Annotated in this window: 19 protein-coding genes and 1 pseudogene; 6 read left to right on the forward strand and 14 right to left on the reverse strand. The window is 62.4% G+C overall.

Annotation, left to right across the window (positions count from 1 at the left end; genetic code table 11):
• Positions 1-46 precede the first annotated feature (46 nt).
• Entirely contained in the window at positions 47-1,552 is a 1,506-nt protein-coding gene (locus ACZ881_RS05160) for an FGGY family carbohydrate kinase (RefSeq protein ID WP_476113003.1), read from the reverse strand.
• Between the two features lie 12 nt (positions 1,553-1,564).
• Complete coding sequence (locus ACZ881_RS05165) at positions 1,565-2,998, reverse strand: MFS transporter (protein WP_476113005.1); 1,434 nt, start codon at positions 2,996-2,998, stop codon at positions 1,565-1,567.
• A 322-nt stretch (positions 2,999-3,320) separates the two neighbouring features.
• Between ACZ881_RS05165 and ACZ881_RS05170 the strand changes: the two genes are divergently transcribed.
• Both ACZ881_RS05170 and ACZ881_RS05175 read left to right on the forward strand, forming a co-directional pair.
• Positions 3,321-3,929: a TasA family protein gene (locus ACZ881_RS05170; RefSeq protein ID WP_476113008.1), complete on the forward strand. Its 609-nt coding sequence runs from the start codon at positions 3,321-3,323 to the stop codon at positions 3,927-3,929.
• Positions 3,930-4,035: 106 nt separating this feature from the next.
• Complete coding sequence (locus ACZ881_RS05175) at positions 4,036-4,470, forward strand: SipW-dependent-type signal peptide-containing protein (RefSeq protein ID WP_476113010.1); 435 nt, start codon at positions 4,036-4,038, stop codon at positions 4,468-4,470.
• Between the two features lie 17 nt (positions 4,471-4,487).
• Here the strand turns inward: ACZ881_RS05175 and ACZ881_RS05180 are convergent, their stop codons facing one another.
• The 5 genes and pseudogenes from ACZ881_RS05180 to ACZ881_RS05200 form a co-directional block, all read right to left on the reverse strand.
• Positions 4,488-5,600 carry an NAD(P)/FAD-dependent oxidoreductase gene (locus tag ACZ881_RS05180; protein ID WP_476113864.1) on the reverse strand — a complete coding sequence of 371 codons (1,113 nt, stop codon included), beginning with the start codon at positions 5,598-5,600 and terminating at the stop codon, positions 4,488-4,490.
• Between the two features lie 42 nt (positions 5,601-5,642).
• A pseudogene (locus tag ACZ881_RS05185) lies at positions 5,643-6,701 on the reverse strand (Gfo/Idh/MocA family protein); the annotation flags it as partial.
• The gene (locus ACZ881_RS05190) at positions 6,701-7,489 is read right to left on the reverse strand and encodes an amino acid ABC transporter ATP-binding protein (RefSeq protein WP_364307663.1); all 789 of its coding nucleotides are present in this window, start codon (positions 7,487-7,489) and stop codon (positions 6,701-6,703) included. The gene ACZ881_RS05190 and the pseudogene ACZ881_RS05185, both read right to left, overlap by 1 nt.
• On the reverse strand, positions 7,486-8,274 hold the full coding sequence (locus tag ACZ881_RS05195; protein WP_017198419.1) for an amino acid ABC transporter permease: 789 nt from the start codon (positions 8,272-8,274) through the stop codon (positions 7,486-7,488). Before ACZ881_RS05195 ends, ACZ881_RS05190 begins: the two co-directional genes overlap by 4 nt.
• Positions 8,275-8,306: 32 nt before the next feature.
• Positions 8,307-9,173 carry an ABC transporter substrate-binding protein gene (locus ACZ881_RS05200; protein ID WP_476113013.1) on the reverse strand — a complete coding sequence of 289 codons (867 nt, stop codon included), beginning with the start codon at positions 9,171-9,173 and terminating at the stop codon, positions 8,307-8,309.
• 179 nt (positions 9,174-9,352) lie between these two features.
• Here ACZ881_RS05200 and ACZ881_RS05205 point away from each other — a divergent pair, with 179 nt between their 5' ends.
• Together ACZ881_RS05205 and ACZ881_RS05210 are read left to right on the forward strand one after the other, a co-directional pair.
• The gene (locus tag ACZ881_RS05205; protein ID WP_476113015.1) at positions 9,353-10,498 is read left to right on the forward strand and encodes a LacI family DNA-binding transcriptional regulator; all 1,146 of its coding nucleotides are present in this window, start codon (positions 9,353-9,355) and stop codon (positions 10,496-10,498) included.
• A gap of 118 nt (positions 10,499-10,616) precedes the next feature.
• Entirely contained in the window at positions 10,617-12,335 is a 1,719-nt protein-coding gene (locus tag ACZ881_RS05210; RefSeq protein ID WP_476113017.1) for a PHP domain-containing protein, read from the forward strand.
• A 3-nt stretch (positions 12,336-12,338) separates the two neighbouring features.
• Here ACZ881_RS05210 and ACZ881_RS05215 read toward each other — a convergent pair whose 3' ends face one another.
• The 5 genes from ACZ881_RS05215 to ACZ881_RS05235 form a co-directional block, all read right to left on the reverse strand.
• Positions 12,339-13,481 (reverse strand): App1 family protein, encoded by a 1,143-nt coding sequence (locus tag ACZ881_RS05215; protein WP_476113019.1) that lies wholly within the window; start codon positions 13,479-13,481, stop codon positions 12,339-12,341.
• A gap of 80 nt (positions 13,482-13,561) precedes the next feature.
• Positions 13,562-14,311, reverse strand: a complete 750-nt coding sequence (locus ACZ881_RS05220) for a class F sortase (RefSeq protein WP_476113020.1) — start codon at positions 14,309-14,311, stop codon at positions 13,562-13,564.
• A gap of 4 nt (positions 14,312-14,315) precedes the next feature.
• On the reverse strand, positions 14,316-15,503 hold the full coding sequence (locus ACZ881_RS05225) for an ice-binding family protein (protein WP_476113022.1): 1,188 nt from the start codon (positions 15,501-15,503) through the stop codon (positions 14,316-14,318).
• Positions 15,504-15,867: 364 nt separating this feature from the next.
• Positions 15,868-17,169 carry a cation:proton antiporter gene (locus ACZ881_RS05230; protein WP_476113024.1) on the reverse strand — a complete coding sequence of 434 codons (1,302 nt, stop codon included), beginning with the start codon at positions 17,167-17,169 and terminating at the stop codon, positions 15,868-15,870.
• A gap of 41 nt (positions 17,170-17,210) precedes the next feature.
• Positions 17,211-17,774: a TetR/AcrR family transcriptional regulator gene (locus ACZ881_RS05235; protein ID WP_476113026.1), complete on the reverse strand. Its 564-nt coding sequence runs from the start codon at positions 17,772-17,774 to the stop codon at positions 17,211-17,213.
• Positions 17,775-17,869: 95 nt separating this feature from the next.
• Between ACZ881_RS05235 and ACZ881_RS05240 the strand changes: the two genes are divergently transcribed.
• Complete coding sequence (locus tag ACZ881_RS05240; RefSeq protein WP_476113028.1) at positions 17,870-18,703, forward strand: alpha/beta fold hydrolase; 834 nt, start codon at positions 17,870-17,872, stop codon at positions 18,701-18,703.
• Between the two features lie 209 nt (positions 18,704-18,912).
• A complete protein-coding gene (locus ACZ881_RS05245; RefSeq protein ID WP_476113030.1) occupies positions 18,913-20,280 on the forward strand; it encodes an MFS transporter in 1,368 nt (455 codons plus the stop codon).
• 108 nt (positions 20,281-20,388) lie between these two features.
• Here ACZ881_RS05245 and ACZ881_RS05250 read toward each other — a convergent pair whose 3' ends face one another.
• Positions 20,389-21,897 carry an APC family permease gene (locus ACZ881_RS05250; RefSeq protein ID WP_476113032.1) on the reverse strand — a complete coding sequence of 503 codons (1,509 nt, stop codon included), beginning with the start codon at positions 21,895-21,897 and terminating at the stop codon, positions 20,389-20,391.
• A 29-nt stretch (positions 21,898-21,926) separates the two neighbouring features.
• Positions 21,927-23,600, reverse strand: coding sequence for an amidohydrolase (locus ACZ881_RS05255; protein ID WP_476113034.1), 1,674 nt, complete (start codon positions 23,598-23,600; stop codon positions 21,927-21,929).
• Positions 23,601-23,602 lie beyond the last annotated feature (2 nt).

Here is a 23,602-nt window from a genome sequence, read left to right on the forward strand (position 1 = left end):
TCTGATGCAAAGTTTCTTGGTGATGGATGCCAGCAGGCCCCCACTGTCAGGACGCAACAAGGTCAAGTTCCCTGGCTATTCGCGTGTTCCAGGTGTTCCTGCGATCCAATCGATGGTCCGGTGACAGCCGGGGTTCAAAGATTTCGCCGCCGCCGAGGGTCGCTGCAGCTGCATCGAGCGTTTCCCAAAGAAGCCCGTCCGAGCCGGCCATGAATGCTGCACCGCGAAGGCTGGCGGTCTCTGAACGGGGCAGCCGCTGCATGGGCAGGCCTGTCAGATCGGCCTGCATTTGGATCAAGGAGTCGCTGGCTGACATGCCTCCGCCGACGGCTATCTCCGTCACGGCCAATCCGGCTACTTCCTGATTGGCTTCAACGCTGCTTGCCACCGAGTGCGCGATGCCCTCCAGGACAGCGTAGGCAAGCTCCGCGCGGGTGCTGGCCATGGACAGGCCGGTAAGTGAAGCACGGGCTGTGGGTTCCACCACCGGAATCCTGATGCCAGTCAAAGCAGGCACGAACATGACGCCGTTTGCACTGGAGGCTTGCGATGCGAGTTCGCTGATCTGACGTGATGAGTCGAACCAGCCAAGGGTGTTGCAGATCCAGTCCAGGGCCGAACCTGTGGTGGCCGTGAATGTTTCCACGGCGTAGACGGTTTGGAAGTGCCGTCTCCAGCCCGTCAGCGTCAACGTCCCCTCGTAGAGCCCGGATTTTACCGGCGGGCTGGAGCCGGTAACGAGGTCAACGAAACTTCCGGTGCCATGGACGCACATTGCCTGACCGGCGCGGAGGCAGCCCAGGCCCACCGTACCCGCGTGCTGATCGCCCATGGCTGCCAGGATCGGCAGCTCGATACCCAGCGTTCCGGGGTCCGTGTGCCCAAGCCGGTCGGCATCCTGGCGCAGCTCTGGCAAGAGCTCCCGCGGGAATCCGAGGGCATCGATCCACGCCGTTTCATAGCTGTGCCCTGCCAGCACGTATGCACCGGCCGACGTTGCGTTCGTAGAGGTGGCCACGTAGCTCTTTTCCCGTGTGAGGCTCCACAGCAGCCACGTCTCCACCGTGCCGAAGCCCAGCCTGTTGGCTGCCCGGGCTTCGCGGACGGCGGGAGTTTCACGCAAATGATGGGCCGCCCACAGGTAGGGCGATCGGACGCCGGCGGGGCGTCCAACGGAAGGCACCAGACGGTTGTCCCATTCCTTGCCCAGTTCCGCGAGTTCGGCAGCGTGGCGACTGTCCTGCCAGACCATTGCCGGCACCAAAGCCGTGCCCGTGGCAGTGTCCCAGAGCACCGCCGTCGACCTCTGCGTTGCCAGCGCAACCGCAACGAGTTCGACGCCGGCATCAGCCGCCCGGCGCACAACTATCCGGCAAGCATCAATGGTCTTCGCCAATATTTCCCCGGCGTCCTGCTCAACGACGCCCGGCCGGGGACTGGCCACGGCGAGGTGCCGGTATTCCAGTCCATGAACCACTCCGTCACCGGTGACCCAGGCTGCGCGGGTCCCCGTGGTTCCTTCATCGATCGAGAGTATTGCTTGTTGCTTCATGGGTGTCACCTTCTAGACGCGGTTCAACTCTGCCTGCTGTACGTCGCTCTTGAATTGCGGGGCATTCAACTCCTCATCCGGACTGACCGGTGCCCGCGTGGGGTCCCATTTGATGACGCTGCAGACCACGCAGGCGGCCAGCGGAACGATGGCCAGAATGAGGAACGTAGGTCCGAGGCCCAAATTCTGTTTGAGAAGCGGGAACACCAGCAGCCCAAGCGCGGCGCCTGTGCTGCCAAGAGCCCCAATCACCCCGTTGGCGCCAGCCCTGAGCTCGCTCCGGAAGGAAAGCGTGGAAATGCTCTTTCCGTTGGCCCCCGGACCGCCCGAATGGAACAGAATGAAGAGCGACGGGATGAGGAACGCGAGGACGATCGGAAGGCTCTGGTAAAAGAGTCCCAGGAGCAGCAACATGACGAAGACGGCTCCGAACCCAATGGCGGATGCCTTTCGCAAGCCGAACTTCTTGCCGATGGCCGGTGACAGGAATCCGCCGAGTATGCCGAACAGGTTGAACACCAAGGCCCCAAGCGTGGCGACCACAAAATCCTGTCCGAAGAGAGTCAGGCTAATGATGGGCAGGTACCAGCCCACGGCGAAGTACTGGATGGACTGACCTATCTGAATGGTCGCTGCCAGAATTGTGCGGGGAAGATAAATGCCCCGGAAAATCAAGGCAATGTTGACAAATCCTTTTGTTGCCTGGTTCACGATCGGGGAGCGGTCTTCAACCGGGGCGGCCGAGAATTTCTCCCCGTAGATCTTGCTCATGGAGGCTGCGGCCCGGTCCACGAGGCCCTTTCGGGCAGCCCATGTGGGACTCTCAACCATGTAAAGCAGTTGCGCAATAAACAGCGTTAGCGCCACCACACCGGCAGAACCGACGGCGTAACGCCAGATCGACTCTCCCACGCCCATGTTGTAGAACATGATCGCCAACAAAAGGTTGGCGCTGACCGCGCAGTACCAAATTCCCTGCCAAGTGTTCAGCCTGCTCTTGAACCGCGCGGGAGTGAACTCGGCGAGCAGCGCCATGGCGATGGCGAAATCGATGCCGTACGCGGCCCCTACAAAGAAGCGACCCACAAGGACGAGCTCGAAGGAGGGTGCAAATGCGGCAAAAGCGGCACCAGCGAGGGCCAGGAACTTGGCAAAGACCAGCGGAGGAATGCGGCCCCACTTGTCGGCCATCCACCCGCCGATGGGGTTGAAAACGATGGCGACCCAGGACGCCAGGGAGGTGAGGACAGCCACCTGAGTGGCGCTCAATTGAAGATCCCTGGTCATGGGGCCAAGGCCGGCGCTGAGCGCCGAGTTGGAGAAGGCATCGAGGAACAGGCCGCCCAAGGCAAGCCACCAAATGAGCCCTGCGCGCCCCGAAATCCCAGGGCGGGCGTCGATGTAGGACACAACATCGTGCACACCGCGGATAACAAAACTGGACATTTCGTCCGACCTCTCTGTCGGGAAACTGCCCCTGTCAGAGGTCACCTTTTTGGGTAGCAAAAAAGGGCAGAAAAAAACCTCCGACAGGAGGTCTCTTTTCTAACCCTGATGAATGAGATCTTAGTCATATTCCGCTCAGCATTGCAAGGGGACAGTGGTGTGGGGGCGGCGAAAAAGTCTTGAGGTTTTCTTGAGGAATTGTTGACCGAACACAGGATTTGTTCTTGATCCGGGCCCTGCACAGTAGTTCTTGTCAGCCAGAGAGGCTGGAAAACGAATGGCCGGCCGGACCACGGTGGCCTCCCGAAAGGACCATACTCAGATGGCCATCAGCCTTAAGACCACCTCCGGTAAGATCCTCGCGTCCGTCGCACTGCTCGGCACCGCAGCCGCAGTGGCAGGCATGGGCACCTACGGCGCCTTCACCTCTTCGACCTCCGCCTCCCAGGCAGTCACCGCCGGCACCGTCACCATCGCCCTCGGAACACCCGGCCCGGCCAACACCCTCAACGTCCCCGTCGCAGGCCTGCTCCCCGGCGACAAAGTCGAAAAGCTCGTCACCCTGGCCAACACCGGCAACTCGGACCTGAACAACGTCACCCTCACCACCTCCGCCGGGACCACCGCGTCCCTGCTCACCACCGATGTCACCAACGGCCTGCAGCTGACCATCGAAAACTGCTCCGTAGCCTGGACCGGCGCCGCAGCCCCCTACAACTGCACCGGCACCAAAACCACCGTGGCGGCCTCTTCACCGGTGATCGCCGCGAACAAGGTCCTGAACAACCTCACCTCCCTGACCTCGGCCAAAACCGACAACCTCAAAGTCACCACCGCGTTCCCCGCCACCGCGAACAACGACTTCCAAGGCGCCGCCTCCACCATCGCCTTCGCCTTCACCGGCACCCAACGCACCGAAACCACCAAATAGACACAGCAACACAACAGCCCCGCCGGGCCTGATCGGTTTCCTTTCCCCCCAGCCCGATCAGGCCCGGCGAGTATCCGTTGAGCACAGTAGAAAGAGAACGATCACCATGAAACCGCAGAAGGGTTTCCTGCGCGCCTTGGTGATTGTCGCCGTCGTCGTTCTTGGCCTGGTAGCCGGACCAACGGCCGCGGTAGCCGCCTTCACGGACAGTGAACGCGCTACCCCGCAGTTCTCGGCAGCAACCATCCTTGCCCCGGCCAGCGCCAGCGTGACGATGCGATGCACCTTGGGACTCCACACCACGGTCACTGTAAATTCGTACGGAACGGTGGCGAACGCCAACTACCACGAGGTGAGGGTCAACGACCGCTCCGGCAACCTCGAGTTCACCGGTGACCCCAGCCAAGCCGCGGGAAGATCGTACAGTTCCGGCATCGAGATCATCGGCACCTGGAGCTACGAAATCCGCGGCTACTACAAAGTTCCAGGCTCCAACAATTTCTGGACGGGTAAGCCCCTCAAAGGCAACATGACCTGCTGACTTCCGGCAAGCGCGGTCTAGGAGAAACGCCCCGGACGGAACGTGGCCAGCATCGGGTGCTTTTCACCGCTCAGGATTTCGCCTGACAGCAGCTCACCCGCGATGAGGCCCAGCGTGGCACCGGAGTGCGTGAAGGCTACGAAGCAGCCAGGCACTTGGCCGAGTTCACCGAAGACCGGTTCGCCGTCGCCTGGGATGGGCTTGTAGCCGATCTTCCAGGATGCCGGCTTGAGTTCGGGATTGCCCTCGATGAGCTTGGAGGATTCGTCGGCCAGCTGCTGGACAACATCATCCGGGATGGTGAATGAACCGTCGGCATGCTCGGTGATGTGCTCCTCGTACCAGTCGTGATCCAGGGCGAACGTGTTGCCGGGGTTGGGACGAACAGCAGCCCGGGGCGTATTCATCACTGCGGTGACCTGATGCTCCACCGGCTTGGTGACCACCAGCATGGAAACCGGCGAACCGTTGGGAATTTCCACCCCCAAAGGCTTTACGACGGCGGGCGTCGCGGCACCGCAGGCAACCAGCACGGCGTCAGCGGGGTACGTTTCACCGCCGGTAGTTTCGACGCCGGTGGCGCGGCCGCCGTCGACCATTACCGAGGCCTTGCCGGCGTTGAGGATCAGCTGGCCGCCCAACGCGTGGAATTCCTCCATGAGGAAGTTCACCAGGTCCGGCAGGCTCACCCAGCCTTCGCCGGGGTTGAAGATGGCATTCCCGGGGACAGCTGTGGCATCGATGCCGGGCGTCACCGAGGCGATCTCTTCAGGCGCCAACAGCTTGGAGTCGTAGCCAATGGACTTCTCGTAAGCGTGGCGGGCTTCGGTGACCTCGCCCTGCCCGGCCGCATTCCACATGAGGCCGCCCCCGAACTGCAGCCACTCACGGCTGGGGTCCGTGGCGAAGAGTGTGCGGTACCGGTCAACGCCGGCCACGCGCAGCAGGTGGTACGGCGTGGAGCGTTCGCCCGCCGAGTTGAGCCAGGACAACGAACGGCCGGTGGCTTCACTTGCCAGGCCCTGCTCGGTCAGCAAAGTGACGGAAGCGCCCTGGCGGAGCAGGTGGACGGCGGTGGAGACGCCCAGGATGCCGCCTCCGATGACGGCGACGTGCTTGGTGGAGGACATGCGTGATCTCTCTTTCGGGTTCTGAATGCTGAAACGCGCCTTTGCGAACGCGTGGATGTTTTCGATGATCCTGAGGGTTTCCAACGCTTCCGCCGGCTGCACGGGAAGAGGCCCGTGACCGCGGAGAGAGGCTGCGAGTTCCCTGTAAAACTGTGGATAGTCGCCCTTTTCGGCCGGGACTGGCGTGGTTGCTCCGTCCACTCCCAGAAGCCCCCAAGACTCCTGGGGTTCTGTGCCGTACGTGGCGTCCGACGGCGTGAGGCCGGCTGCGAGGGCCGGTTCCTGGCTGTCGAGTCCCCACTTGGTGTAGCCGCCTTTGGAGCCGAGGACGTGGAAGCGCGGGCCCACTTGGGCGGCCATTCCGTTCATCCACAGCCGTGTCCGGACGCCCGATTCGTGGCGCAGCGACACGAAGGCCTCGGTGTCGGCGGCATCCGCGTGGGGGCCGTGGTTGGCGGTCTCGCCGTAGCTGTCCTCCACCGGGCCGAACAGCTGGACGGCTTGGTCGATCAGGTGGGCGCCGAGGTCATGGAGGATCCCTCCGCCCTCGGCCAGCGTGGCCGAATCGCGCCAGTTCCCGAAGCCTTCCGGACGCCACCATTCAAAGCGCGACTCGAACGTTCGCACGTCGCCCAGGGCACCGGCCCGCAGCAGTTTGCGCAGCGTCAGGAAGTCGGCGTCCCACCGGCGGTTCTGGAAGACCGTCAGCTGCACACCGGCGTCGGACGCCCGCCCAGCCAGCTCCTCACCGTGGGCCACGGTGGTGACGAAAGGCTTATCCACCACAACGTTCAGCCCATGGGCGATGGCCGTGGCACCGAGTTCAAGGTGCGTAAGCGGCGGCGTTCCAAGGACCACCAGATCCAGGTCCCCGGCGAGGGCGAACATGTCCTCGGGGGTGTTTACGATCCTTGCCTGCGGGTAGAGCCGCTGGGCTTCGGACTTGCGTTGCGGATCTGCTGTGATAATGACGTCAAGGGAGTAGTCCGGGTCCGCTTCGATCAGCGGCGCGTGGAACACCTTGCCCGAGACGCCAAATCCGACGACGGCGGTTCGGATGGGTGCCGCTGCTGGCTGGCGCATCACAGGAGTCCCGCCCATTACAGCACTTCCGAGAGGAAGCGCTGAAGGCGTTCGCTGCGCGGGTTGTCGAAGAGCTCGGTGGGGGTTCCGATTTCCACTACTTCGCCTTCATCCATGAACACCACTTGGTCGGCCACTTTGCGGGCGAAGCCCATCTCGTGGGTGACAACCAGCATGGTCATGCCGCGGCGGCCCAGACCTGCCATGAGGTTGAGGACGCCCTTGACCAGCTCGGGGTCCAGGGCGCTGGTGGCTTCGTCGAAGAGCATGACCTCGGGCTCCATGGCCAAAGCCCGGGCAATAGCGACGCGTTGCTGCTGTCCTCCGGAGAGGTCGCGTGGCCGGTGATCAGCGCGTTCTGCGAGGCCTACTTCAGCCAGGCGCCGCCGGGCGCGTTCCCGGGCCTCCGACTTGGACATTCCCTTGACGCTCCACAGGGCCAATGCCACGTTTTCCAGTGCAGTGTGGTCCGGGAAGAGGTTGAAGTGCTGGAACACCATACCGATACGTGCCCGGAGGATGTCCGGCTTGACCTTGAGTGCGCTTTCGCCGGCCAGCAGCACATCGCCGCTCTTGGGTTCATGCAGGCGGTTTACACCGCGCAGGAGCGTGGACTTTCCTGAACCGGAGGGGCCAATGATGCAGGTGGTGGTTCCCGGCGCCACGTTGAGGCTGACATTGCGGAGAACCTCAACGTCCCCGTAGGCCATGGTCAGGTTTTGCAGTTCCAGGCTGGAGCCGTGGAACTTTTCGATGTCGCTGGTCGGCTGGTTGGTGCTGGTGGCACTGCTGCTTGTGAGGTTCACGTGTTGCTCCCGGTGATGAGCGGCGAGGCCGCATCGAGTTCCTTGACTTCCTTCAGCCCACTGGTGGGTGCCGTGGGACGACGCCGGCCGGTGCGGAACTTGTTGTCGAAGTAGTTGACCAGGTGGGTCAGGGGCACCGTGATGATCAGGTAGAAGATGCCCGCCATGACCAGCGGTGAAAGGTTGCCGGACAGTACTGCTGCGTCCTGGCCCACCCGGAAGAGTTCACGCTCACTGACCAGGAGCCCAAGGAAGTAGACCAGCGATGAGTCTTTGACGATTGCGATGAACTGGTTCACCAAGGCGGGCAGGACCCTGCGAATGCCTTGCGGAACCACCACGAGGGCCATGGACTTGGAGTAGCTCATTCCCAAAGCCCGGCAGGCCTCCCCCTGGCCCTTATCAACGCTTTGGATGCCAGCCCGGAAGATCTCACCTATATAGGCACTGGCGATGAGGCTCAGGGCGATGATTCCCAGCGGGTAAGGCGAGGGTCCGAAGACCGACTGGCTCAACCGCGCAAATCCCTGGCCGATCAGCAGGATGGTGAGGATAGCGGGCAGGCCCCGGAAAAGGTCTGTGTAGATCCTCGCCGGGATTCGCAGCCACTTGGAGCGCGAGATGCCCATGACCGCCACCACCATGCCCATCACTACGCCGAGGATGGTTGCTGCGATGGAGATGATCAGGGTGTTGAGAAGGCCAACTCCGAGGAGCTGGGGCAGTACTTCGACCATGGCATCAAGGTCGAAGAACGTGCGGCTGATGGTATTGAGCCAATCCATTGAGTGCTCTCAGACGTTAGGTGTTTTGGGGCTTACTTGCTGGCGGTCGGAGCCGGGCTGGAGGTCTGCTCGGCCTTCGGAAGGTACTGCTCCGGCATCGGCGAACCCGGGAACCACTTCTCGTAGAGTTTCTTCCAGGTGCCGTCTTCCATTGCTTCGGCGAGGCCCTTGTTCAAGGCTTCCTTGAAGGCGGGCTTGTCCTTGGCGATAGCGAAGCCCGCCGGTGCGTCGAAGGAGGGGATGTCCGCGGCACTCACTAGTCCGAACTGCTCCTGGTATTCCTTGGCTGCCTCGTAGTCCAGGAAGTGGGCGTCCACGGAACCGCTGTTGACTGCGGAGATGGCGGTGTTGTTGTCCGGGAAGCGGACCAGCTGCGCCGAGGTGAAGTTCTTGACTGCGTAGGCTTCCTGCAGGGTGCCTTGGACCACGCCCAGGCGCTTGCTGTTGAGGCCATCGGCGTCGTTGATGCCTGAGGTCTTGGTGGTGATGACCGTCAGGTATCCGGCGAGGTAGCCGTCGGAGAAGTCCACGGTTTCCTTGCGCTTGTCCGTGATGCCGATAGCTGCAACGCCGACGTCGAACTGGCCGTTGGCCACGGCTGCCAGGAGTCCGGAGAAGTCCTGTCCGGTGAAGACAACTTTGTCTACGCCGGCGCGGTGGGCCACGTCCTTGAACAGTTCCACGTCGAAGCCGGTGAAGTTACCGGAGCTGTCCGTGAAGGTGTATGGCTTGGAGTCTCCGAGGCTGGCTACACGGATGGTGCCGGGCTCGATCAGCCCGTAGGGGTTGTCCGCGGAAGGTGAGGAGCTGGCGGTGGACCCGCCGCAACCCGAGAGGGCGAGGATGGCCGCCAAGGCTGCTGCTGCGAGCGCTGCCGGGCGGAAATTCAGTTTGATCACAGCGTTGTCCAATCGTGGGAGGGAAAGCGGTGCTGTCAGGAGCCGCTGAAGTTATTGCTCGATGCGGGGTCTTGTTGAGTCCGGTCTCAGCCCCTAGGATTGAGACCGGACTCACATCGATTGATAGAAATGTAGCGGAACTCACAAAGCCGCGTCAACACCCCTCCTGAAAGGTGAACATGAGCACTGACGGATCCCGACGACGGGACGTGACGGTTGCCGACGTCGCCAAAGCCGCGAAAGTGTCCAAGGCACAAGCGGCCCGCGCGTTGGGCAATTACGGCGCCGTGAGCGATGAGGTTCGGGAGCGCGTCCTCGCCGCGGCCGAGGAGCTCGAGTACCGGCCCAACGAACTCGCGCGCAGCATGAACACCGGCAAGTCGAACACCATTGGCGTGGTGGTGGGCGACATCGAAAACCCCCACTTCGGACTCGCCATGAGGGGTATCACGGACACCGCCAAGAAGAGCGGCTACAACGTCATCCTCATCAACACGGACGAGGAACGGGCTGCCGAAGTGGACGCCGTTCGGGTGCTCCTGGACAAGCGGGTGGACGGACTCATCGTTGCTCCGGCCTCCTCAGTGGAAACCTCCCACCTGCAGCAGGTCCGCGAGTCCGGGCGCCCCCTGGTCCTGCTGGACCGCGCCGCCGCAGGGGTTGACGTTGAGACCTTTGCCGTGGACATGGGAAGCATTTCCTACGAGTCCACCAAGCACTTGATCGAGGCCGGGCACCGGCGAATCGCCTTCGTCTCCACCGTCCGCACCGAAGCCCCCTATGTTGCAGGGATGGAGTTGGACTCTTCGCAGATCTCAGACCGCCTGGACGGAATCCACCGTGCGTTCGATGAAGCACGCCTCCCCCATCCCACTGACCTCGTCCGGCTTAATGCAGGGGACGCCGACTCCATCATGCGGATCACGCAGGACCTGCTGAGCGGACCGGACGCCGCCACGGCCATCATTGCCTCCGACGGCCTGATCGCCCTGAGCGTGGTGGAAGCCATCCAGCAATCAGGGCGTTCCGTCCCGCAAGACGTCTCGCTCCTCATGTACGACGATTTCGCTTGGACCCGCCTCACCACTCCCCCGCTCACCGTCATCTCACAGCCCGTCTACGACATGGGAATTGCCGCAGCCTCAGCGCTGATCAGGCAGATTGAGGGCAGGAAAGCTGCCGGGCCCGGCCCGGATCTGGTGGCAACTTTGATAAAGCGGGGATCCGTCGGGGCGCCCAAGGACGCTGGCCCCGAGATCGCCGGAATCCTGCCGGATCGCCGGAGGTTTCAGGGTGGTTTCGACGTTCTCCCGCGAACTCGCTAGGGGTGCACACCCTCTGGGCGCTCCCCCAAACCGTTCCCGCCCGGTTAACCTCCGCGCCATCCCGCTTCCCTACTGTGATCCCGCTGGGGGGATCACAAAACTACAGAGGGAAAGCGCTATGTGCACCGCAGACGAAAACACGACTACCCACAGCCAACGAGTGGAGCTTGCCGACGCTGAGCTGAAAACCATGGGATTGAGCCGCCGGCGCATCCTGCAATCGGCAGGCATCCTGGCCGCGGGCAGCGCGGCAACGGCCGCCATGGCACGGCCGGCGACGGCGAACACGGGCGGCAACGACCCCCAGTTGAAGTGGCTTGTCGGAGACCACCACGTCCACACCCAGTACAGCCACGACGCGAAGTACATGATCAAGCAGCAGCTCGATACCGCACAGTCCTACGGTGTGGACTGGCTGGCACTGACTGAGCACAGCAACTTTGGCCACGCCAACAACGGCGGGGCAGTCAACGCCAACAAGGAAATCCAGGCGCAGCGTGCAGCGAGGCCCGACCTGCTGATCTTCCAGGGACTCGAATGGTACATCCCGGGAGCTGAGCACGCGTCAGTGCTTGTCGCCCCCGGTCCCAATGAAGTGAACCTCCTGCGGACCTTCGAACTGGTGTGGGACGGAAAACTGAACCAATGGGAGAAGCCAACCCCTGGAACGGCCCAAGTGGAGACGTTCGAGCGAAAAGCAGTTGAAGCCATTGCTTGGTTGGCCAACCAACGGCGCTCCGGCTACATCGACGACGTCGTAGCGCTGGCCAACCACCCCATGCGTCTGGGCATCGATTCCCCGCACGAACTCCGGGCTTGGCGCGATGCCGCCCGCGAAGTGATGATCGGCATGGAAGGTGCCCCGGGTGCGCAAGGCTCCGGCGTCAGCCAGTTCTCCAGGCCCGGCGACCAGCGCGGCGAATACACCAACAACCCCACCCAGTACAGTTTTCCCGGCTACCCGGCCGACGCTTTCCGGCCCTACGGCGGCTTCGATTGGGCAACCGCAACGGTGGGTGGCGTCTGGGACTCCATGCTCGCTGAAGGCCTGCCCTTCTGGATCACGTCCAACTCCGACAACCACCTCACTGTGAAGGACACTTGGAAAACCGGACCGTATCCGGCAGAGGAGCCCTACCTCAGCCTGCCCAGCGAATTCGATCGCTGGTCCGTCACGGGCAAGCGTCCCGATCCCTTTGATACCGGCGAAAAGCAGGGTGGCAGCGACTACTGGCCGGGACAGTTCAGCCGCCTTCACACCGGTGTCACCAAACGCTCCTACACCGGCGTCCTGGAAGCAATGCGCAACGGCCGCATGTGGGTGGACCACGGACACCTCCTCCAGGGACTCGACGTGCGGGTCCGCGAGGTGCGCGGCGCAGGCAACAGTAACGGGCGCAACGGCGTCACCCTCGGCTCCCGCCTCCAGGTAAGGCGAGGTGCCGACGTCGAAATTTCCATCACCATGACGACGACGGACTACCGCAACTTCGCAGGGATCCTCCCGAAGCTCGCCCACGTGGACGTCATCGGTGGCGCCGTAACCGGTGCCGCGGCAGATCGCGACACTTTGAGGGCCCCTGGCACAGCGGTATGGAAGCAGATCGATGTTTCCGGGCGTACCGGAACGTTCACCATCAAGCACGTCATCAAGGACGTGCAGACATCCTGCTACTTCCGCCTCCGCGGCAGCGACGGAAACCGCCACGGCGCCGGCTACTACGGCGCTGCCGTGGACCCTGCCGGGCCCATCCGCCACGGAGATAACCTCGGGGACGCTGACCCGTGGGCGGATATCTGGTTCTACGCCAACCCGGTGTTTATCGACGTCGCGTAGTCATCACTCCGATGCCGTGTGCACTTCGCCTTCTTCGGGGTCGTCGGCGGACCGAACCTCATTCCGGATGACGCCCAGTTCTTCGAGCTGGGCCGACATTCCCGCTCCATCCGGGGCATAGATCCAAGGGATTCCAGGAGTGGGCTGGCCTCCGGACTTTGACCGCCCACCAGCCAGCACCGCTTCACCCGCGGAGAGTTGACGGATCGCGATGGCCCTGACGTTGGCGGGATGACGTTGGGCGAACTCGGAGTAAATGGACTCATCATGTTGTCCGTCGTCACCCACCAGCAGCCACTTGATGTTGGGGAACTCCTCCGCGAGGCGTTCCAATGAGGTCCTCTTGTGCTCCTGGCCGCTGCGGAACCAGCGGTCAGGAGTCGGGCCCCAGTCCGTGAGGAGCTTGGGACCGGCGGGGTACAAGTTGCGGGACAGGAACCGGGACAGGGTGGGGGCAACGTTCCATGCTCCGGTGGACAGATACAGCACCGGTGCGGAAGGTGCCGTCCTGGCAATCCGTTCATACAGCACAGCCATACCCGGCGTGGGAGTCCTCGCGTGCTCGTTGAGGACGAACGTGTTCCATGCTGCCAGAAACGGACGCGGCAGCGCAGTGACCATTACGGTGTCGTCAATGTCAGACACGACGCCGAAATCGGCATCGTCCGCGACGATCTCCACGGGAGCCTCCACGATTTCGGACTCGCCGGATTGCAGCGTGATGGTGTGCCAACCGGCGTCGAGGGCTACGGGTATACGAGCATCCACCACACCGCCGCGGTCAGCCCTCACGTCAAAAACGGTGCCGGCGATGGTCACGTTTACTTGGGCGTGGGCCACGGGCGCGCTGGTGAAGTTGCGCCAGCCGCGCATGCTTTCCTGCAACGGATTTGTGTGACCCGCGGCGTCCCGGGGGTCACTTCGGACGATCCGCGCGAGGACCCGAACCCAGGATGTGCTGCCGTACCCGGTGTAAGGGATGACTGTCTCCACCCGGCCACGCCGGATCGCGAGACGCGTCTGAAAACCAAGCCACGCGTCGTCGAGCCTCATAGCGAGGTGACGGCGTCCTTTACTCAGCGGCGTGGGGACTTCATTGTCGACGGCGTCGGACTGGGGGCGCGGTTTCATGGGACGGGGAGACATGCTTCCAGTCTTCCATGGCTCGGCTCCCGAACGCAGTGCTCCCACGTACTGTGAAGTGGAGACCGTCCGAGCAGACCTGGCTACCTTGCGGGCACCGGGCTTGCCTGGACGATGATGTTCTTCCCCCAAAGGTCAGCCGCGTAGCAGGTGATCAGTATGAGCCGACCCGGCACTATGTCCCAGATCTTGCTGTCCCTCAAAGTTTCCTTGTACTCAGTGGTGACCCCGTCCACCTTGAAGTCCAGCTGCCCTTCAGCAGTGGTGACGGTCAGCAGGTCACCCGCTCTCGCACGGGCGCTGATGTTATTGAACGGGGAGGCGCCCCCTTCCACGCTGTGCCCAACAACATAGGTGGTGTTCGTCGAGCCCTCACCAGGCATGCCGTATGGACTAAGCCAATAGGCGTCCGAGGTGTGGGGCGGAACGATCGAATTCACCTCGAGTTCCTGTGCGGTCGGAGTCAGAGGCACTATGCCCTGGTCAAGTCCTACCGCATCGTAGGTGATGTGCAACGGCGGAGCACCGGCCTCCAAGGCAGCAACCTTGTCCGGCCCTTGGTGCTGCGGAGCTGACTCCGACTGTATCGGCGAGGGACTCCTTGAAGAGTCGGAGCCCGGAGGGCTGGTTGCCGGTTGGGGCACCGCTGCGATTGCCGAGGGCGTCGCGTTGGGGGTTGTTTCCGGAGTCGGCCACCATCCCGGAAGCGCCACAGCCAGCAGCACCGCGGCGAGGAAGGCGGCGATCGCCCCCTTCCTCCACCGCTGTCCGGCTAGCCCCGCCGAAACATGCCTGCAGCGGTGCCTCGCCCGCGTTACAGCTTGGCGCCGCAAGACACTACTCCTGCTGGCTTCCCCTGCGTCCGTTCATCAGCAGCCGGGTTGCCAAGAAGGCGATGCCCACCCCACCAAGGCCCACGAAGACTGTTCCAAGGATTGTTGTTTGATGGGTGGAACCGGCGCGGGACAGAGCGACTGCGGTGTCCACGTTCGTGCCTTGATTCCTGCCGGTTCCGGCCAGGGGAACTCCCTGATTCGTAGCAGTAGTTGAATCAGTGGGCCTTGTGGCGGGCGCCGTCTGGGTAGAAGTAACAGTCACGGTCGGGGTGGCAGTCGCCGTCGTCGTCTCCGTAGCAGTCACGGTCGGGGTGGCAGTTGCAGTCGCCGTCGCCGTCGTCGTCTCCGTCGCAGTCACGGTCGGGGTGGCAGTCGCCGTGGCAGTCGCCGTCGTCGTCTCCGTAGCAGTCACGGTCGGGGTGGCAGTCGCCGTCGCCGTCTCAGTGGGCGTAACCGTCGGTGTTGCCGTTGCGGTGCCCGGCGGCGCGGAGGTTGTGGGCGTCGTGACGCAGGCGGGGGTGGTCACCACGTTGGTGTCGAGGGAGACCTGCCCGTTGCGGGCGAGCAGCCGCCCCTCCACCACGGCGTTGGTCTGAGCCGTAATCGACGTCAGGGCGAGGATGGATCCCTTGAAACTCGAGGCCGTACCCAGGGTTGCCGAGCTGCCGACTTGCCAGAACACGTTGCAGGCTTGGGCGCCGTTGATGAGGACGATGCTGCTGGCTGAGGCCGTAATCAGCGTCGAGGCGACCTGGAAGACAAACACGGAGGCGGGATTACCCTGGCCATCAAGGGTGAGCTGTCCACTAAGCGCCAAGGAGGACGTTGACTTGTAGACGCCCTCAACGAGCGTTTGGCCCACCAGGTCTCCGGAGACACTGGCCGTCAATGGTTGCCCCGCGGCATTGTTGTAGGCGGTGGTCAGATCCGATTGTGCCTGCAGTGCCACCGCGTCTGCAGCGTGAGTGGTTCCAGCGGCAATGCCGGGCGGAAACCCCGTAATGGCGGTGCCCGGGCTCAGGCCAAGGTCTCGCTGAATGGTGGTTGGTCCTGTGTTGGTCACAGTCGTGGCGGCAAGGACGGAATACGACGTCGCCGTCCCCAAGTTGACCGGCGTGGCTGCGAACGCAGGAGCCTGTTGCAACGTGATGGCCCCTACAAGGAGAAGTACTCCTGAGGCAGCTCCCACTGACACGGTTGTGCGGCGACCAGCCGATCCCAACGATGGTGTTCTTGGATTTCTTCGCGCAGAGCTATGGTGCATGGCAGTTCCTTCCCCCGGCGGGGCAAACGCCCCAAAGCAACTGCCCAACAGAATGTGGGGGAGCTATACAGCGGACTGTACGCCCGCAAGTACGGCGTGCCTAGGGCAAGATCGGGGCAAAAGGAACGCGACCAGGAGCACAGAACTCCCGCTGCCAACAGCCAAAGGTGTATCGCCCCTGCTCAGACCATCAGGATACTGATTATTGAATGCAAAGGCGCCTGCCTAAAATCGGAAATAATTACTCCAGAATATTGACAAACGATGCAAGGCTTAGGCCGGCAGGTGGCTAAACGGCAGTAGTCGGCGCCCTGCCTTCGTCGCCGTGCTGCTTGCGTGCTTCAGCGGCCCGGAGCCGATCCAGCCGGTTCATGAGGGGCGCCGTGGTGGCCCCATGCACCACGATGGACAGTGCCACCACCAAGCCGATCAGGGCCCAAAGCTCACGTGCTTCGGCATCGAAGTTGCCATGGCTCAGCGCGTATGCCACGTAATACAGTGACCCGATCCCGCGGATGCCGAAGTAGGAAATGGCCAGGCGTTCGCGCGGACCGGTCTTGCCACCCATCAAGCCGAGCCATCCAGCCAAGGGGCGGACCAGCAAGAGGAACGCGAACGCTACCAACAGCTCCATCCAACCGATACCCTCCAAGAGGCCACGGGCTATGGCGCCGCCAAGGAGAACCAGGATCACCACCGTCATGAGGCGCTCAAGCTGCTCTACATAGCTGTGCAGCACCTGGTGGTAGGAGTGGTTGTGCTCAGCGGATCGAATTGTCAGGGCGCAGATGAAAACTGCGATGAACCCGTAGCCCTCCACCATCTCTGCAACGCCGTAGGCCAGGAAAGTAGCTGCGAGCGCCACGAAGCCCTCAGAGTGTTCTGACAGGCGGAAGCTCTTACCCTTGGCGGCGAAGAAGATCAGGCTCAGAAGCTTTCCGGTTCCGAAACCGAGCAGCACCCCCACACCAATGCGCCAGAGAACATCCAACGCAAGCCACTCCCCCAGCCAGGCCTCCGGGGACGCCCCTACCAAGCTGATGAGGATGGCCAAATACACAAAGGGGAAGGCGAGTCCGTCGTTCAAACCCGCCTCGGAGGTCAAAGCGAAGCGGACCTCGTCTTCGTCCGGGTCATCTTCAGTGTCTGCAGGTTTTCCCACCTGAACCTCTGAGGCCAGCACGGGGTCAGTGGGGGCGATCGCTGCAGCTACGAGGATGGCGGCAGCCAGACCCAAGCCCAACACCCACAGGCCAAGGAGCGTCATCACCAGGATGCACAAGGGCATGACGATCCCGAGGAGCCGCCAGGTGGTGGTCCATCCGCGCCAACGGAACGGTCTGTCCAAAGCCAGTCCGGCACCCATGAGGGAGATGATGACGCACACTTCGGTCAGGTGCGTCGTAAAATCCCCATACTGGACAGGGTCCGGGTCCGGTAAGTCAGGAAGCAGGGTGAACGCCAGAATTCCGCTGCCCAGAAAGACCATCGGCATGGAAAGCGGCATGTGGCGCAACAATTTCGGCAGAACTGCCGCGGCCAACACCGCGAAGCCTGCCGAAAGGAACAAGATGCTGGGGACTTCAAACACGAATAGTCTTCTTCCTGCCGCGCTGGACGCGTGTCAGAAGCCTAGTCGGCTATGAGGGCTGCGTCGATCAGTACTGCCGCTGCTTGACGCGCCTGCCCGGCGGCATCGGATGTTCCTGCGATGGCCGCAGTGGTCTGGGCACCTTCGGCAAGGATGGCGAGTTGCGGCGCCAGGTAGCTTGGCGCGCCGGCCTCGCCGGCCAAACGGGCAACGTATTCCTGGAACGATTCCTTATGCTTCCGCGCATACTCGGCGACGTCCGGGCTGATGGCTCCGAGCTCGGCGAAGCTGTTGATGAAACCGCATCCGCGAAACGAATCCTGACAAAACCATCCGGCGAGGTAGTCGAAGATGGCGAGGAGGCGTTCCCGGGGCGCCCCGGCCTGCTGCACCGTGGCGTCGAGCCCTTCGGTCCAGGACTTATGCCTGTGCTCAAGCACGGCCATGACGATGCTGCTCTTTGAGGGGAATTCCGCATAAAGCTTCTTCAGCGAGACCCCTGCCGCCGCCCTAAGTTCGTCCATGCCAACGGCTTGGATTCCCTTCGCGTTATAGAGCTCGTCGGCTGTGGCAACGATGCGTTCGCGAACTTCGGAAATATCCATGCACCCATTGTACTTGCATTGAGAACGAACGTTCTCTACTATGGAGAACACAGACGGAGAACGATCGTTCTCCGCTTCGAGAAAAGGGACAAATTATGGGTTTCATCAAGGTCGGCACCGAAAACACCACGGACGTTGAGCTCTACTACGAAGACCACGGAGCAGGTCAGCCCGTAGTCCTGATCCACGGGTACCCACTGGACGGCGCCTCGTGGGAAAAGCAGACAGCCGCCCTCCTCAACGCCGGATACAGGGTCATCACCTACGATCGCCGCGGCTTCGGCAAGTCCAGCAAGCCGACCACGGGCTACGACTACGACACCTTTGCAGCAGACCTGAACACCGTGCTTGAAACCCTGGACCTGCAAGACGTCGTGCTGGTCGGCTTCTCGATGGGCACCGGCGAAGTTGGACGATACATCGGCACCTACGGAGAAGCCCGCATCGCCAAGGCCGCGTTCCTGGCATCCCTCGAACCCTTCCTCCTCCAGGCGGACGACAACCCAACAGGCGTTCCCTCGTCAGTCTTCGACGGCATCCGCAATGCCGCTATCGAAGACCGTTACGCCTGGTTCACCAACTTCTACAATGACTTCTTCAACACCGATAAATTCCTGGGCAACCGCCTCAGCGAAGAAGCGCTGCGGAATTCGTGGAACGTCGCAGCAGGCTCGTCCTGGTACGCATCGTTCGCAGTTGTGGATTCATGGCTCACGGACTTCCGCTCCGACATCGAGAAGGTCACCGTCCCGTCACTGATCGTCCACGGCACCGACGACCGCATCCTTCCCATCGACTCCACGGGCCGCGAGTTCACCAAGCGCCTGCCGTCCGCCGAATACGTCGAGATCGAAGACGCACCGCACGGCATGCTCTGGACGCACGGCACCGAAATCAATGAGGTCCTGCTGCGCTTCCTCGCCAAGTAGTAAATAGACGACGGCGGCAGGTCGCCTTGGTTCCACTGGAACCAAAGGTGGCCTGCCGCCGTCGTGCGTTGACGTAGCGCACGTCACGCCCTTATGATTTATGAATCGATTCAAGATGTAACCTTCCTCACGCTGAATGGCCACTTTGTTCAGTCCTGGATGGGAAGAGTTCTTGTTCCTTGCCAACGACGCCAGAGGAGTACAGCGACGTGACTGTCACGCACCGGAGGGATCTCAGCACCTCCCCCGAACACGCCACCGGCCCCGAACCAACCACCGGCCAGAAGGATCCGAAGAAGGCCGCGATGAGCGGCTGGATCGGAAGCGCGCTGGAGTACTACGACTTCGCTCTGTACTCACTGGCGGCGACACTTCTGTTTCCCACCATCTTCTTCCCCACCGAGAATGCCACTGTCGGCATCATCGCCTCGCTGGCCACCTACGCCGTGGGATACGTTTCCCGCCCGCTCGGCGCCGTAATCCTGGGCGCCTACGGAGACCGGCACGGGCGCAAGAAGGTGCTCGTTTTCGCGATGCTGCTCATGGGCTTCGCTACTTTCGCCGTCGGACTCCTGCCCACGTATGGACAGGTGGGCCTACTGGCTCCCGTCCTTCTGGTGATTCTTAGGCTGATTCAAGGATTTGCCGTCGCAGGTGAGCTCGGTGGCGCCAGTGCCATGATCGTGGAGCACTCCCCCGACGCGAAGCGCGGATTCTTCGCGAGCTTCAGCCTGCAAGGCACGCAAGTGGGTTCCATCCTTGCTACCGCGGTACTGATTCCGCTTGCCGCCCTGCTCCCTGACGAGCAATTCCACTCATGGGGCTGGCGCTTGCCGTTCCTGCTCAGCGCCGTGGTGATCGTGGCCGGTTACGTTATCCGTCGCCGGGTGGAGGAGCCTCCCGCCTACCTGGCCCAGTCCGAGGACGCCAGCGCCAAGCGCCGCTTCCCTCTGATGGACCTCCTGCGCACCCACCCCTGGGTTTTGCTGCGGTGCATCATCATGACGTTCACCAACGTCATCGGCATGGCCACCCTCATCTTCGGCGTCTCCTTCGCCACCCAAAAGGGCTACGGCATCGGCTTCTCCAGCAGCGAGTTCCTCTGGGTGACCCTGGCAGCCAACGTGGCCGCCGTGTTGACCATCCCGCTGTTCGGCGCCCTGTCAGACCAGATTGGCCGGCGAACACTGATGGTGGCCGGTGGCATTGCCGGCGGTTTGCTGACCATCGGCTACCTTTGGGCGATCGAACAGCGCAGCCTGCCCTTGGTCTTCGTTTGCGTCGTGATCGTCCAAGGCATCCTCTTCCAGATGTGGAACGCCACCTTCGCCACGTTCTTCCAGGAGCAGTTCCCCATGCGGATGAGGGTGACCGGCTTCGCGGTTTCGCAAAACATCGGGCTCATGATCGCTTCCTTCTTCCCGAGCCTGTTCACGGCGATCGCTCCCCCGGGATCAGCGAACATCCCCATGGTCATCGGCCTGACCACGCTCGGCATCTGCCTGGTTTCAGCCGTAGCAACCCTTTTGTCCTCGGATACCAAGGGCAAAACGCTCGAGGACCTCGAAGCGCGCTGACGAACGACGTCCGTGCGCCGAGATCGTCGGAAAGGCTCCAGATCGCTGGGCCTTTCCGGCGATCTCGTACGTTTCCGGCGATCTCGTACGTTTCCGGCGATCCTGTAGCTAGTCGTTGACCAGCTCTGCGGTCTCGCTGACTGGCGCTACCGAGTCACGCACCTTCTTGCCACGGGCATAACCCACGAGTCCCAGCGCCAGGATGCACCCAAGCGTGCCGAGGGCGAAGGCTTCGAAGGTGAACTGCGGGACGCCCCACGTGGCCTCAAAGTCGTACGGCAGTCCGAAGAGCACATCCAGCGTTCCCGGAAAGATTGCAACCCATGACCCGATCAGGATCCACGCGAAGCAGATGTAGCCGAGGATGCGGAAACCCGTGTCGGAGACAGGAACCTTGAAGGGCCGATCGACGAGGGGATACTTGCTCCGGAGCTTCACAGCCGCAGGGATGGCAAACAGGTAGCTCAGCAGGAACGTCGAGATCGCGATGGAGAGGACCACTCCGAACAGTGCGCTGCTGGTGCCGCTGAGCTGCATGGCTGCGAGCATGAACAGCGTCGCCACCACACCTGAGAGCGTATTAACGCGGATAGGCGTGCCCAGCTTGGGATGGAAGCGTCCAAAAAAGCCTCCGAAGAAGGAGCCGTCTGCCGCAGCCATGGCCTGCATGCGGTCGCTGATGATCATCCAAGCGGCACCCTGGGAGACCAGGATGAAGCAGAAAACTACGGCCGAAATAGACAGCATGATTTCCGCGGCAGGACCAAAGACGGCGTAAACCGTGGCTATTGCTCCGAACAGCCCGCCAATGCCGGTGATCTGGTCCAGCGGTACCACCAGCAGGATGGCAAGGATCGGGAGCAGGTAGCTTGCGGCCGCAATCATGGATGACCGGGCAACCGAGATGGGAACATCCTTGGCCGGGTTCTTCATCTCCCCGGCAGCACTGTTCCCTGACTCGAAACCTAGGAATGAGAACAGCAGAAGTGGGGTGACGCCCAGGAAGCCGGCAAGTGTTGGCGAGAAGAAGCCCAGGTCCAAACCGTTGAAACCGTGCTGGAGCCCGTAAACCATGGTGACAATAATGAAAAAGGTCAGGAACGCGACCTTGAGGATGGCGCCCAGTGAGGGCAACCATTTGCCGTGCTTCAAGCTGATAATCGCTGAGGTCACCGTGATCCAGATGAAGAGCAGCTTGAAGATGTAATCGGCCGGGCTGCCGGCGTCCACGTGACCCACGTACTCGGACCAGGTTTCCACAGCGACGAATGCCATGGCGCCACCCACCCAGACGGGCTGCGTCACCCAGGTGAAAAGGGACGTGATGGCTGCAACCACGCGCCCAAATGCCATCTTCGTCCACACGTAGACGCCGCCCTCTTCGGTGAAGGCCCCGCCCGTCTCGGCGAAGATCAGTCCATAGGGGACCATGAACGTCACGGCCAGGATGAGTGTCCAAGTGAAGGTTTCCCCACCGAAGCCGGAGACCTGGCCCAGGACCTCCACTGAGATGACCGCGGCGACCACCAACAACAGGATGTCAAAGCGGCCCAGGGATTTTTGTAGATGCTTGCTTTGCTCTTGCGCGAGCCGCGTTGAGGCTACTGGCTGATCCATGATCGATCCTTTGCTACTGCTTAAGTTTGCTACTGAGCAAGAAGGGTGGGAAGCGCCCCGTTGTGGGCGCGGCTGTAAACGGGCTGGCCTCCAGCGAAAGTGAAGTCGACGCCGATCGCCCCCAGCTCGCGGGCTTCGACGGCGAGGGGGTCGGCGTCGAGAACAACCAAGTCGGCGGCCATGCCCAGGCGGATGGCACCACGCTCGGCGTCAAGCCGATTGGCGCGCGCAGCTCCCGTGGTGTAGGCGGCGAGCGCCGCGCCGAGGGTAATAGCTTCGGTGGGTAACAGCGGATCCGTTTGCGAGCGGGTGTCACGGGCATGCGGGTCAGCCGACGGCGCCGTGCGGTTCACAGCAGTGTGAATGCCCCACAGGGGATCGGGGCTGGAGACCGGCCAGTCGCTGCCGATGGCGAGGTCGACGCCGGCGCGTCGCAAGGTCTCGAAGGCAAAGTGCACCTGTTGGTGGGCTTCGTCGAGATAGGGCAACTTGGTTTCAACCAGGACCGGATCTTGTCTGGCCCACAGCGGTTGTATGTTGGCGATTGCCCCTGTGGCGGCGAAGCGGGAGACGTCGGCCAGATCAACCAGATCCAAGTGTGCGATCTGGTGGCGCGGGTCCCAGCCTTCGCGGCGCGGCAAGTCCAGAGCGTTGACGCAGTCCCGCACGGCCCGGTCACCAACAGCATGCAGGTGCAGGTCGAAGCCCTCGGCATCCACTGCCCGCGTGATTCGCGCAAGCTCGTCCGGTTGGATGAGGCTCATGCCCGTTTCATGGGGATGGCCATTGTATGACCGGGTCAAGGCAGCGGTGAGGTTTTCGCAGACGCCGTCCACCATGATCTTTACGGCTGTAGCCCGGAAGCTACCCCGCGATGTGGCACGGCGTTCCTTGAAGAGTTCAATCTGTTCGAGACCGCAATCCCGCTTCCACCAGAGCGCCCCGGTCACCGTCGCGGTCAAGCGCCCTTCCGACTCCAAGGCCAGATAGTGATCGAAGGAGTCGGGCATCCCCAGGGCTTGTCCGACGGCGGCATCTTGCCACGCGGTCACGCCCAACGAGTGCAGATAGGCCTGGGCCGTGAGAAGCGCACGACGGATATGCTTTTGGTCCGGATCCGGAATCAGTGCCGAGACGAGGTCTGCCGCGTGTTCAATGAGCATGCCAGTGGCGGCTCCCGCTCCATCCCGGGCAATGACTCCTCCGTCCGGGTCAGGAGTCGTGTCAGTGATGCCGGCACGTTCAAGTGCACGTGAGTTTACCCAGGCACCGTGCCCGTCATGGCTGATCAGGAACACGGGCCGGTCCGGAACAAGCTCGTCCAGCAGCGCACGATGCGGGAAGCCGCCGTCGAAAACGTCGCCATACCAGCCCGCACCCTGGATCCATTCCGCTGCAGGGTTTGCCCGGGCATGATCCGCAATCAGCGCGCGATACTCCGCCAGGGAATGGACTCCGGAAAGATCACAGCCGAGCATTTGCAGCCCGCCAGCGAGCGGGTGGACGTGTGCATCCTGAAAGCCGGGAAGGAGCGCCTTTCCGGTAAGGTCAACCAGCTCAGTTGCTGGACCACGCCAGCCTGCGGCATCGGCACCGAGAGCCACGATTCTCCCGTTGGCAACCGCAACTGCCTCGGTGTGGGGTTGGAGGGGATCCATAGTATGTACGGGGCCGCCGCTGAAAATCCAGTCTGCGTGGGTCATGT

Source organism: Paenarthrobacter sp. TE3676 (genome assembly GCF_056279165.1).